This window comes from Plantactinospora alkalitolerans (assembly GCF_015690345.1).
Lineage (GTDB): Bacteria > Actinomycetota > Actinomycetes > Mycobacteriales > Micromonosporaceae > Plantactinospora > Plantactinospora alkalitolerans.
In genome coordinates this window covers 17552-30176 of record NZ_JADPUN010000176.1, presented here as the reverse complement: position 1 = coordinate 30176, position 12625 = coordinate 17552, and the positions used below count along the sequence as shown (strand labels likewise).

Below are 12625 nucleotides of genomic sequence, written 5' to 3'. Positions count from 1 at the left end.
GGAAGGGGTCGCTCGCCGCACGTGGAGCGAGCGGCTCCCCATCCTCAGTGTGCGGGCACCGGAACGGCGTCCACGGCGGCATCCTCCGGCGCCGGACTCGGCAGGTGCTGCGGGGCGCGGGCGTTCACCAGGATCGCGGAGACCAGTGCCGCGGCCACGACGAAGGCAGTGGCCAGCCAGTACGCGGCCGAGTAGCCGTGCATCAGCGCCTGGTGCCGGACGTGGACGGGAGCCGCCGTACCGTTGCGGGTAGCCAGGTAGGAGGCGGCGGAGCTGGTCGCGACGGTGTTGAGCAGTGCGACACCGATCGAGCCACCGACCTGCTGCGACGAACTGATCATCGCGGAGGCGACACCGACGTCGGTGGGCGCCACGCCGTGGCTGGAGATGCTCATCGCGGGCATGAACGCGGCGCCGATTCCGATGCCGACCACTGCCTCGGCGACCGCGATCTCCAAGAAGCTGCTGTCCGCATCGAGCAGGGCGAGCAGCACGAGACCGGCCGCGCTGACGAGGTAGCCGGTGACCATGATCGGCCTCGGGGCGATCCGGTGCGCGAGCCGGGCACCAACCTGCGTTGCCCCGAAGGCCTGCAACACCGCCATCGGCATGAACGCCAGGCCGGCCATCACCGGCGACCACCCCTTGACCTGCTGGAAGTAGTAGCTCAGCAGGAGGAACATCCCGAACATGCTGACCACGGCGAACGCCACCGACAGGTACGCGGCTGCTCGGTTGCGTTCGGTCAGAACCCGCAGCGGCAGCAGCGGGGCAGGCACCCGCGACTGCACCACGAGGAAGGCCGTCAGCAGCAGTACGCCGACGACGAAGGACCCGATTGTCAGCGGTGCCGACCAGCCGTGGCTCTCCGCGGCGCTGAACCCGTAGACCAGACCGACGAGACCGAGGCTGGCCAGCAGCACGCCGGGAACGTCGAGCCGGGAACGGTGCCGCTCGCCGTTGTCCTGCACGGTGGAAACGGCGCCCAGGATTCCGATGATCGCGATGGGAACCAGGATGAACATCGCGAAGCGCCAGTTCAGGTACTGGGTGAGCAGGCCACCGGCGATCAGGCCGACGGCGCCACCGGCGATCGAGACCGCGGCGAACACGCCGAAGGCCTTCGCCCGTTCCCGCGGCTGGGTGAAGGTCAGCGAGATCAGCGAGAGCGCGGCCGGCGCGAGCAGGGCCGCGAAGACTCCCTGCAGCGCCCGGGCGGTCAGCAGCATCCCGGCGTTCACCGCCAGGCCGCCGATCGCCGAGGCGACCGCGAAGCCCGCCAGGGCGATCAGGAAGACGCGCTTGCGCCCCACCATGTCACCCACCCGGCCGCCGACCAGCAGGAGGCCACCGAAGGCCAGGCCGTACGCGGTGACCACCCACTGACGGCTTCCGTCGGTGAAGTGCAGCGCCTGCTGCGCCGAGGGGAGGGCGATGTTCATTACGGCGCCGTCGAGAACAACCATCAACTGGGCGATGGAGATGAACAACAGGGCTTTCCATCGCCGGGAATCCGACTCGTCATGACGAGTGGACATCGTCATTTCCTCCAGGGGAGATCATGCTGTTGTCTGTCGGCAGTCGTCAGGCGGCGGTCAGGCCGCCGTCGATCGCGAGCGCGGCGCCGGTGATGAACGGGGCTTCGTCGCTCAGGAGGAAGGCCGCGAGTGCGGCGATCTCGTCGGGTCGCCCGATCCGTCCCACGGGGTGCATCGCGTTGCCGATCTGGAGGGCCTTCTCCGGGTCCGGGCCCATGTTGCGCCGCAGTAGCGGGGTGTCGACGCCGCCGGTGACGAGCGCGTTGATCCGTACCCCCGTCGCCGCCACTTCGAGTGCCGTCGACCGGGTGAGTCCGACTACGCCGTGCTTGGCGGCACTGTAGGAGGCAAGGCCGGGCACACCGGTGACGCCGGTGGTGGAGGCGTTGTTCACGATCGAGCCGCCGCCGGATGCCTGCAGCGCGGGGATCTGGTACTTCAGCCCGAAGAAGACGCTGTCGAGGTTGAGGGCCATCTCGGCGCCCCATGCGTCGTGACCGATCTCGGTGATCGGACCGAGCGCGGTGGCCGCGCCCACGTTGTTGAACACGCCGTCGAGCCGGCCGTAGTGGTCGACCGCCCGCTGCACCAACTGCTCCATCTCGGCCCCGACCGTCACATCGGTCGGCACGAAGATCGCGTTCCGTCCGGCGGAGCGGAGTGCGGCGGCGAATGCTGTACCAGCTTCCGTGCCGCGTGCCGCCAGGACAACCTTCGCGCCCTCGGCGGCGACCCGTTCTGCCAGGGCCCGCCCCATGCCGGAGGTGGCACCGGTGACCAGAACGACCTTATCTGCGAAACGCATGGACATGATTGATCCTCATCTATATTTTGAATTCGGTGGGTGGTCGAAAAGCGTTCGACAATGAGCAGCGGGAGGCCGTGGCGGCACCCGTCATGAATCAGCGATATGTGCGGGACGGCTCGAAAACGTGGCACCCGCAGCCGGACGACTACCGTCCGCTTCAGGAAAGGTAGTCCAAGGGGACGACCGTCGTCCACTTCTCTCGGCGGTCGACGGAGTGACCCTGACCATCCCCCTGCCGGGAACAAAAGCGCACCGGGTTCCTGGCCGGGATCCTCGGCTGGTTCCCGCGCAGCCGCCGACGCCACTGCGGGACCGACCCCGGCCCGTCGTGGGTCGAGGGTGCCGGATCGGTGGGATTACCGAAATCTGGCTGGATTGTCCGGATCTGAAAAATGGCTGTCTATTGACAGCGCTCCGGCCGTGCCATCCCGCCCGGAGGCATCATCAACCGTCACCGGGACGGGACGGGTCAGTGGTGCCAGGGCAGCGCGACCGGCTGACCCGGCTGACCTCCAGCCAGCAGGTCAGCCAGTAGCGGGGCGAGTTCGTACGGGTAGACGGTCTCGTCGGTCCGGGCCAGCTCGTCGACCGGCCACCACCGGTGCCCGACGTGGCTGCCGCGTTCGAGTGGCTCCATCGCACTGATGTCGACGACGTGGGTGTCGACCCGGTGCCAGAAGAAGTCGTCCCGGAAGAGACCCTCGGCCCAACCGAGGTTCGCGTACCCGGTCGTCAGCGCGACGGGTTCGCCAAGCTCGTCGGGCTCGACCAGGAGCCCGACCTCCTCATGGAGCTCCCGGGCCGCCGCCTGGCGGAGGGATTCCCCGTCGTTGACGCCTCCGCCCGGAACCATCCAGCAGTGGCCGGCGTCGGGGTCCTCGGGATCCAGCAGGCATCGCAGCAACAGGACCCGTCCGGCGGCGTCGAGCAGCAGCACCCGGGCCGCTCGGCGCCGGTACGTCCCGTGGTCCGGTACGCGCGTTATCGGTGCCTGGTGATCGTCTTCGACCGGCAGGTCGCTGACGTGTTCGAGTACGGAGCGCAGGATCTTCCACGACTCGTCGTCGCCCGCGTCCCCGCTGTGCCGACTCCGGAAGCGACTCACCTCGATGGCGATGTCGTCGAGGTGCCAGCGGATGCGGTACAGCTCGAGCATCGCGGCCAGCGGTGCCGTGCCGGTCGCGTCGGCGTACGCGCCGAGGACCGAGTCGTCACCGGCACCCACGATCCACAGGTCACGCTCGGGCGGCGCCAGCAGGACCGTCTCCCAGTCGATCAGCAGCCAGTCGCCGCCGACCCGCATGGTGTTGCCGGGATGCGGCTCCCCGTGGGTGAGGACCATCCGGGACGGCTCGGCACGGGCGATGGTGACGAGGGCGTCGTAGCGGGCGAGCAGTCGCCGGACCGGCGCCGCGTACTCGACGAGCAGGTCCGCGGCGGGCCGGGCGTACGGGCCGAGTCCGTCGACATCCTCGGCACCGTCCAGACCCGACTCCAGCTCGTCGCGGTGTCCGATGGCGAAGTCGTCGACCAGGGCGCCGTCGCGAACCGCCGCCGGAGCCGTGTGCAGGGCGATCAGGACATCGAGTACGGCATCCCGATGCCCGGGAGTGCCGAACTCGCCCCACTCGAAGCTCTGCCCCTCGACGTACCGGTGGAGCGAGACGCCGAACCGGTCGGACAACCGCGCCACCGGTTCACCGTCGCGGGTCGGCACGGGAGCCACGACGTACGGGTGGCCGTGCTCCCGTAGCCGCGCGGCGGTGCCGAGGGCGGCGCGCAGCCGGTCGAATGCCGCGTCGAGCGGCTCGTCCAGCGAGTGCCGCTTCACCTCCAGGTCGTCGACGGTCACGAACCAGCGAACTCGTCCGGTGTCGACGATCTCCCAATGGTGGCTGCCGAAGCCGACCGGCCGGTACGCCAGCGAGGCGACGTCGAGCCCCCACTGCCGCGCGAGCGTGGATCGGAGAGCGTCCTCGGGCAGGCCAGCCGGTGGTGTCAGCACCCGTTCACCGTAGGACCGGGCGCACCTCCGGCAACCCAATTTTGGACCCCGACCGACAGACGCGAATGATCGCCTACACTTCCGGCGTGTCCGGCTACCAACTGGGGATTGACTACGGATCGTCGAACACCGTGGCGGTACTGCGCTGGCCGGATGGTCGGTGCCGTCCGCTGCTCTTCGACGGGTCACCGCTGCTGCCGTCGGCGCTTTTCCTTCAGCCGGACGGAAAACTGGTCACCGGTCGGGACGCGGTGCACAGCGCCCGAATGGATCCGACCCGGTTCGAGCCGAATCCCAAACGGCGGGTCGACGACGGGACCCTGCTCCTGGGAGCCCGGTCGGTGCCGCTGGTCGAGGCAATCGCGGCAACCCTGAACCGGGTGGCCGACGAGGCCCGCCGTGCCGCCGGCACGCATCCGTCCACCGTCGCGCTGACCTATCCGGCCGGCTGGGGAGCGGTACGTCGGAACATGCTGACGGAGGCGGCGGTCCAGGCGGGACTGCCGACCCCGACGCTGGTTCCGGAGCCGGTCGCGGCGGCCGGCTACTTCACCGCCGTACTCGGGCACGCTGTCCGTCCCGATCACCTGCTGGTGGTCTACGACCTGGGCGCCGGGACCTTCGACGTGGCGGTGGTCCGCCGCACCGGGGTCGGGTTCGAGGTGTGCGACGTGGACGGGCTGGTCGACTTCGGCGGTCTGGACCTCGATGCGCTGGTGGTGGCGCGGGTCGCCGACGCCGTCCAGTCCGCACATCCCGACCTGTGGCAGCGGCTGACCGCGCCGGAGAACCCGACCGACCAGCGACACTTCCGGACGTTGTGGGACGACGCCCGGACCGCCAAGGAGATGCTGTCGCGCCAACCCAACGCCGGGCTGTACGTGCCGCTGGTCGACCGCGACGTGTCGGTGGGGCGGGAGGAGTTCGAGCAGAGCGCCCGCCCGCAATTCGAACGGGTGGCCCGGCTGACGGTGCAGGTGATGGGCCGGGCCGGTGTCACCGCCGAAAACCTGGCCGGGGTCTTCCTGGTCGGTGGGGCCTCCCGGGTACCGCTCGCCGCCACCACGGTGCACCACGCCACCGGCATCGCGCCGACCGTGTTGGAGCAGCCCGAGATCGTGGTGGCGGAGGGTGTCCTACACGCCATCCGCGCTCTCGACTCCAACCCGGAGTCGCCGGTGCCGGAATCTCCGGCCCCGGTTGTCGCCGCGCCGATGACGGCATGGCCGTCGGCCGCGTCCAGCGGCCCACCGGCGTCGCAGCCCGAACCACAGATCTCCACCCCGCCGGCGTACGTCGGCACCCCCAGGACGGCGTCCACCCCTGCCGTCTCGCGATCGTCCACCCCGGAATTCCTGCCGAGCCTGCTCTGGGGCGCCCTCGCGGTGCTGGTTCAGGTCATCGCGCTCGTGGGCCTCTTCGTCGTCCGGCCACCGGTCCTGCTCACGCTGCTCGTCACCAGCCTCGCCGGCACTGTCCCGCTCAGACGTGCGGTGGCCTGGCGCGCGGGCCCGGGGTACGAGTTCGTCCGTCGCCGGCCCGTCGCCGGCTTCTTCGGCACCGTGCTGACGGTCATCAGCACCACCGTCCTGCTCTACGGGCTGTCCTTCCTGGGCAGGGCGTTCATCGAGGACGATCGCGACCGCAGTGCCGATTACCTGGTCCTCGGACCCCTCGTCAGCGGGATCGGCATCATGTTGTTCGTCGGCGGGTTCGCGCTGCTGATCCGAGGCCTCCGTCCGTACCCCCGGTTGATGGTCAACGCCTACGCCATCGTGTACCAACCCGACCGGCGACACAGGTACGAGCTGCCCTGGCCAGACCTGGCCCGGGTCGACGTGGTGCCGCTCGGGCCAGGGCTGCCCCCGGCACTGCTCGCCGTTCCGGTACCGCACTCGCAACTGTTGCGTGATCCGGCGTACGGGAACCTGTGGCGGCCCGAACTGCACGCCCTGGCCATCGACGACCTGTCCCGGCTGACCAGGACCCTCGGGCGCGACGCGCCACGGCTGGCCGAGGCGGTCGCCCGACACCGTCCCGCGTCCGCGGCCCAGCCGAACTACTGACGAACCCGCTCACCCACGCCTTCGTCACCACCTCGGTGATGCTGTCGCCGCTCACCGTTGCGCCGCTGTCGGCAATGGACCGCACCAGGTTGTAGAAGCTCGGCCGGGCGTCGGTGCCGATCCGGAGAAGACTGAGCCGAATCCAACCATCGACGGTAGGCCTCGGGCTGTGCAGATGTCTGCCTGTTTTCACCTGGAAGGTCCGCCTTCGAGGTGAATCATCCGGACTGCAACGCGGCACCCTTCGTCGACCGTCATCGGGGCGAGGCATCCAGAAGGGAATGGCATGCATGCGCACCGAAGGTGAGACCGAATACCGGGAGTACGTCACCGCACGGCTGCCGGCCCTGCACCGGACCGCGTACCTGCTCTGCGGTGACGCGCACCGCGCCGACGACATCGTGCAGACGACGATCATCGCCCTGTACCGGCACTGGCGTCGGGCGAGGGCGGCCGACAACGTCGACGCGTACGTCCGCCGGATGCTGGTCCGCAAGTACCTCGACGAGCAGCGGGGCCCCTGGGCACGGGTACGGCTGATGTTCGAGACGCCGGATCGTCCGACGGTGCCGACCGGCAGTGTCGAGGACCGCGACGTCCTCGGCAGGCTGCTCGGCGAACTGCCGGCGGCCCAGCGGGCGGTCCTGGTGCTCCGCTTCTACTCCGACCTGTCGGTCGAGGAGGTGGCGGCGGCGCTCAACTGCTCCACCGGCAATGTCAAGAGCCACACCTCCCGAGGGCTGGCGGCGCTCCGGCGCCATCTCGCCGTCGGGCAGTCCAGCGCGGCCGGCATCTGATGAAGGAGGCAAACATGTCCGCGGACGAGGAACAGGGTACGGGCCAGGCTCTGCGCACGCTGATGCTCCAGGCGGAGGTGCCGCCCGCGCGCTCCGATGTCGGGCTGGCGGTACGGCTGGGCCGGCGTGCCGAGCGGCGACGCCGGATCACCGCCGCGACGGGGGCACTCGCCGTCGTCGGCGTGGTCGGACTGATCGCGACGACGGTGCTCAGGCCGGCCGATCGACGAGACCCGCCGGAGTTGGCGGCAGCGGGCCCATTCGCGACATCCGTAACGGACCTGGAGCAGATCGAGGCCCGCGTTCCCGAGGCGAGCTCGTCGCGATGCAGCGTCGAGCCGCTCGCCGCGCTGCCCGGCTTCGACTTTACGCAGGTGTTGGTCGGCGACAGCACGGGCCGGTACATCGTCGGGAGCTCGGCGAGCAAAGCCGACCGGAGCTCATCGGGAACGAGGGTGTTGTGGGACAACGGCGTGCCGTCGCGCCTCGTGCGCGATGAACCCGCATCGGATCGTGACCTCTCGGCATCGACAATGATGCGGGACATCGGACCCTGGGGGCCCAGTGGTCCTTCGGGCACCGTCGGCTCGCCCTACCCGGACGGCCAGGCCCGGAAGCTGACGTTGCCGCCCGGCTACGACCACGCTGTAGCCAGCGCGATCAACGGTCGGGGCGACGTGGTCGGTGTCGCGGCCGGGCAGGACGCCTACAAACTGCGCGTTCCGGTGATCTGGCCGGCCGGCGGCTATGACGCGCCACGCGTGCTGGACGAGCCCGGGCGGTACGAGGTGGAGGGCGTGACCGCCGACGGTTCCGTGATCGGCACCCTGGTGGACACTCAGGAGATGCGGGTGTGGGGGGCGGACGGGACCACCAGCACCGTGCCGATGCCCGACGGCTGGGGTCAGATGTCGCTCTGGGTCGGCAGTGGCGACTGGATCTCCGGCCTGGTCGCCAGGGATCACGACGTGTATCAGCAGCCGAGCGCGACGCTGCGGTGGAACGTTCGTACCGGCAAGTTGTCGATCTTTACCAATCTCGACACCGGGGGCGTCCCGAGGATGGCCGTCAACAGCGAGGGCTGGCTGATGGTGGCGACCGAGGAATATGGTCCGCTGCTGGTGGCGCCGGACGGCGCGGTCGAGCGGTTGCCGTTGCCGGCCGGAGCCGAGAATGCGCACCTGGTGTCGATCAGCGACAACGGCATGGTGACGGGCAACGCACAGGACAGCACGGACAACTATGTCGGGGGGGTCACCTGGAAGTGCCGGTGAGATAGAACGTGGGCCCGGTCCGTCCTCGGTCGTCTCCGTCCTCGGTCGTCTCCGTCCTCGGTCGTCTCCGTCCTCCGTCGTCGAGGATCTGACGACGGAGGACGGACCGGGTGGTACGACCGGACAACGATCAGCCGGTGACCTCGATCTTCAACAGGTCGACCTGGCCGAACAGGTCAAGTTCGACGTTGCTGACCCGGGTCGAGTGACCGAAGTTGTTCTGCCCGAAGCGGAGCGGGATCACCGGCATCTCCCGGGCGAGGATCTCCTCGGCCTGCTGGTACTTCTTGATCGCCTCGTCCTGATTGGGCGCCGCGACCCCGTCGGCGACCAGCCGGTCGAACTCCGGGTTGCTGTAGCCGTAGTAGTTCGACGACCCGCCGGTGCTGTAGAGCGGTCCGAGGTAGTTCTGCATCGACGGGTAGTCCATCGACCAGCCCAGCCGGAACATCCCGACCGGCGTCTTCTCCTCGACCTTGGTCAGCAGGTCGGCGAACCTGGTCTCGGCCGTGCTGACGCACTGCACCCCGAGGTTGTTGGTGAGCTGGTTGCAGGTGGCTTCGATCCAGTCCCGGTGCCCGCCGTCGCCGTTGTACGAGATCTGCAACCGGTTCGGCCCGCCGGCCGCCTGGTACGCCGCCTTCGCCTTTCCCGGATCGAAGACGCACGCCTCGCCGCAGGTGTCCGGCCGGGCCCCGGCCACCGCAGGTGACACGAACGCGCGGGCCGAGGTCTGCGAGTCCTTGAAGATCGTCTTGATGATCTCGTCCCGGTCGATCGCCATCGAGATCGCCTTGCGGACCTCGGGCTTCGCGAACTCCTGCTGGAAGGTCGGAAAGGCCAGGAACTGGAAGGACGACAACGGGCTCTTCTTGAACCGGTCGCCGAGATCGGTCGCCGCACTGGCCAGGTGTTCGGTCGGGACGGTCTTGGTCACATCGTTGTTTCCGCCGATCAGGTCGGCGTAGTCGGCCGTCAATGCCTGATAGATCTGGAACACCACGCCGCCGACCTTCGGCTTGGTGCCGGGATGGTCGTCGTACCGCTCGACCTCGATCTTGGAGTCGTGCTGCCAGGTGCCCTTCATCTTGAACGGTCCGTTGCCGATCACGGCGTCCTCGAAGCCGTCCTTGAGTACACCGTCGGACGCCCAGGCAGCGGCCGGCAGCGGGGAGAAGACGTGATAGCCGAGCACCGACTCGAACTCCGCGAACGGTCCCGACAGGGTGATGGTTAAGGTCAGGTCGTCGACCTTCTTCAGACCGGTCAGCTTCTTGGCCTTGGGCTCCGGCGCCTTCTTCGGGCCCTCACCGTCCGGATCGGTCGACTGGAGGTCGTCGTACCCCTCGATCTGTTCGAAGAAGTACGCCCCGCCGTTGCCATTCGGCCCGTACGCCGCGTGGTTCCATGCGTTGATGTAGTTGTCGGCCGTCACCGGCTCGCCATTGTGGAAGGTGTAACCACCCTTCAGCTTCACCGTCCAGAGTTTGTTGTCCGACGACTCGATCGACTCGGCGGCCACCTCGAACGGCTTCTTCTCCGCGTCGAAGTCGACCAGCGGCGTGAACAGTGCGGCGATCACCTGGGCCCCGGCGCTCTCGGTGGCGTTCGACGGGATCAGGTGCTGCGGTTCGACCAGACCGATCCGGACGATGCCGTTGCCGTCCGTGGTACTCGGCTCTCCGCCGCCGCCGCTGCACGCCGGAACGGCGAGTACGACGGCGAGTGCCGCCGCGCTCCAGATGACACGTCTGGACACCGGCATCGAACCTCCTTCGTGTTCGCGCCGCGACCCCGACCGGGGCGGCGCGACCTATCCGGACGTACGGGCGTTCGTCCGGCCGGACCAGACCACGACCGGCCGGCTCCTGTTCACCAGTTACGAGCCGATCCGGTCATCGCGGCAATGCTTTTGACTGGGTCCAAACCATCCGGAGGGCCGACAACTAGGCGGCGGGGCGACGGCGTCTCGTGATCAGACGAAAGCCGTGGAGGTGGTGATGATCCGGATCTGGTTGGGGGCCGAGGACATCGCCCGGACCCGGATCGCCCCCGCACCCCTGCCGCTGCACGAGGTCTTCGTCAGCCTCGCCGCCCCCCGGGCCGGAACCGGACCGGATCCGGTCGGCGCGCCGGAACTCACCCGTTGGCTACGTGACCTGAGCGAACCCGGCCCGGCCCCGGATGGCCGCGGGCCGTCGTCGGACCGGGTCGACGAACCGCCGGCCGCGCGTGGAACCGGGCCGGGCCGTCCCCGCTCCGCGAACCTGCTCGCCCCGTTGCCCGAGGATCGCAACCTCGAAGGGGCGCTGGAGTGGCTGCTCACCAACTCGGTGGGGCGGGTACGGACGCTCGCGGCGGCCGTCCGTGCCTACTACGACCGATGGGTGGTCGACGAACTCTCCGCCTGGGAGTCGGTCGTCCGGCTCGACGTCAACGAACGCAGCCGGGCCCTGGCCACCGGTGGGGTGGAGGCACTGCTCGCGCTGCTCGACCCGTGGGCGACCTGGCGCAATCCGGTGCTCAGTGTCGGTTCCACGGTGGACCTCGACCTGCGACCCGCAGGCGCCGGACTGCTGCTGGTGCCGTCGGTCTTCGCCCGCCAACTCTGGGTGGGAGGCCAACCCGAGTCGGTCGTCGTGGTCTACCCGGTTCGGCGCCCCCGACCCGCTGAACACCGACCCGCCGAACACCGGGCCGCGGAACACCGGGCCCCGGGGCACCGGCCGGTCCCGGCGTACGCCCTCGGGGCCGCCGCCGTCTCCGGCGATCCCCTCACCGCGCTGCTCGGCCGATCCCGGGCCGCAGTGCTCCGGGCCGCGCTGGTCGGCGCGAACACCACGGACCTGGCCCGGCGGGCGGGGATCAGCACGCCGTCGGCGTCACAGCATGCCAGCGTGTTGCGCGATGCCGGACTGCTGCGGACGACCCGGCACGGCAAGGCGGCCCATCACACGCTCACCCCGCTGGCCCGTGCCCTGCTCACCGGCAACGACGCGGTGACCAGACGCTGAGCGGCAGTGACCGGACCGTTCGTCGAAATGCCGGTCAGCGCAGGTCGCGGTAGTAGTGGCTCACCACCGCCGCCCGCCACTTGCCCAGGACCTGCTCGAACCCGTTACGTCCGCCCCGCTGCGTACCGTCGGGCATGGGCTGGAGGAACACGTCGGTCACCCCGGTGTCGAAGATGCCGCCCGAGATTCCGTCCTCACGAAAGATGAGCAGTGGAAGGCCGAGACCGAACAGCAGGCCCGCCTCCAGTTGGTTCCACGGGGTCGGGATCCCCATCGGCTTGGTGATCTTCTGCTCCTTCGGCGTACCGGGCTTGTTCACCCCGGCGGTCACCCGGATCTGCTCGAACCCCAGGATCACGCCGCCGGAGCAGTGCCGACCGATGGCGTGGACCTCCTTCAACGGAAAGTCGCTCGGATAGTCGGTCGCGCCGAGGGTCCTCGGCTCCAGCCCGTTGCGGCGCAGCGCCTTCTCCACGAAGGTCCGGGCGGCAAGCTGGGGGTCGGAGAGTGCGGTCGGGGTGGAGAGGAACACCGGGATCCGCATCCGCTGGGGCTCGGGCACGAACTCGATTCTAGAAGCGGACATCAATCGCGGAACCGGACGCCGAGCCGGCCCGGACCGTACGGTCAGCGCCGCCGCGCCCCGGTCGGCCAGAGCACGGTGACCGGCAGGTGGCGCGCGTGCGCGGCCTGTACGACGTCCGCCGTGTCGCCCACGTCGGCCGACGGTCGGCCGTCCCAGACGGCGAACAGGCGATCGCAGCGGTGCAGCATCTCCATGCTCGCCGCCAGGTACGCCTCCCGGCCGGACTGCGGGAACGGCATGTACGACACCGAACTCGCCTGGCGTAGCAAGTCGTCGAAGGTCGCCAGGTTGTGCGCCTCGACCGCCCGCCGCCGATAGTCCCGGGCGGGGATGACCACCTCGTACCTGCCGCCGGAGGCGAGGACCGCTCGGGCGAAGAGCTGGTCGGCGCCGTCGGCGAGGCAGGTTATCCCGAGCAGGTCCGGCCCGGCGTACGGCCGTAGCTCCTCGGTCAACCGGGCGTAGACCAGATCTGCGGTTCCGTCGGCGAGCACTACATGACCAGTGACACCGATGCGGGCCATCGAGCACCGTCCG

At 69.4% G+C, this 12625-nt stretch carries 10 protein-coding genes; 4 read left to right on the top strand and 6 right to left on the bottom strand.

Annotated elements, in window-relative coordinates; translation table 11 throughout:
• Positions 1-44: 44 nt before the first annotated feature.
• From I0C86_RS18560 to I0C86_RS18550, 3 genes are all read right to left on the bottom strand, one after another.
• Positions 45-1538, bottom strand: coding sequence for an MFS transporter (locus tag I0C86_RS18560; RefSeq protein WP_196202508.1), 1494 nt, complete (start codon positions 1536-1538; stop codon positions 45-47).
• 46 nt (positions 1539-1584) lie between these two features.
• The gene (locus I0C86_RS18555) at positions 1585-2343 is read right to left on the bottom strand and encodes a glucose 1-dehydrogenase (protein ID WP_230394368.1); all 759 of its coding nucleotides are present in this window, start codon (positions 2341-2343) and stop codon (positions 1585-1587) included.
• Positions 2344-2815: 472 nt separating this feature from the next.
• A complete protein-coding gene (locus I0C86_RS18550; protein WP_196202506.1) occupies positions 2816-4351 on the bottom strand; it encodes an NUDIX domain-containing protein in 1536 nt (511 codons plus the stop codon).
• A gap of 86 nt (positions 4352-4437) precedes the next feature.
• Between I0C86_RS18550 and I0C86_RS18545 the strand changes: the two genes are divergently transcribed.
• The 3 genes from I0C86_RS18545 (at position 4438) to I0C86_RS18535 (ending at position 8488) form a co-directional block, all read left to right on the top strand.
• Positions 4438-6417, top strand: coding sequence for an Hsp70 family protein (locus I0C86_RS18545; protein WP_196202505.1), 1980 nt, complete (start codon positions 4438-4440; stop codon positions 6415-6417).
• A gap of 290 nt (positions 6418-6707) precedes the next feature.
• Positions 6708-7214, top strand: a complete 507-nt coding sequence (locus I0C86_RS18540; RefSeq protein ID WP_196202504.1) for a SigE family RNA polymerase sigma factor — start codon at positions 6708-6710, stop codon at positions 7212-7214.
• Positions 7215-7228: 14 nt separating this feature from the next.
• The gene (locus tag I0C86_RS18535; RefSeq protein WP_196202503.1) at positions 7229-8488 is read left to right on the top strand and encodes a hypothetical protein; all 1260 of its coding nucleotides are present in this window, start codon (positions 7229-7231) and stop codon (positions 8486-8488) included.
• A 130-nt stretch (positions 8489-8618) separates the two neighbouring features.
• On the opposite strand, the gene I0C86_RS18530 is transcribed toward I0C86_RS18535, so the two are convergent.
• A complete protein-coding gene (locus I0C86_RS18530) occupies positions 8619-10253 on the bottom strand; it encodes a peptide ABC transporter substrate-binding protein (protein ID WP_196202502.1) in 1635 nt (544 codons plus the stop codon).
• A 235-nt stretch (positions 10254-10488) separates the two neighbouring features.
• Between I0C86_RS18530 and I0C86_RS18525 the strand changes: the two genes are divergently transcribed.
• A complete protein-coding gene (locus I0C86_RS18525; RefSeq protein WP_196202501.1) occupies positions 10489-11502 on the top strand; it encodes an ArsR/SmtB family transcription factor in 1014 nt (337 codons plus the stop codon).
• A 34-nt stretch (positions 11503-11536) separates the two neighbouring features.
• On the opposite strand, the gene I0C86_RS18520 is transcribed toward I0C86_RS18525, so the two are convergent.
• Positions 11537-12064, bottom strand: a complete 528-nt coding sequence (locus tag I0C86_RS18520) for a hypothetical protein (protein WP_230394367.1) — start codon at positions 12062-12064, stop codon at positions 11537-11539.
• Positions 12065-12129: 65 nt separating this feature from the next.
• Positions 12130-12612, bottom strand: coding sequence for a hypothetical protein (locus I0C86_RS18515; RefSeq protein ID WP_196202500.1), 483 nt, complete (start codon positions 12610-12612; stop codon positions 12130-12132).
• Positions 12613-12625 lie beyond the last annotated feature (13 nt).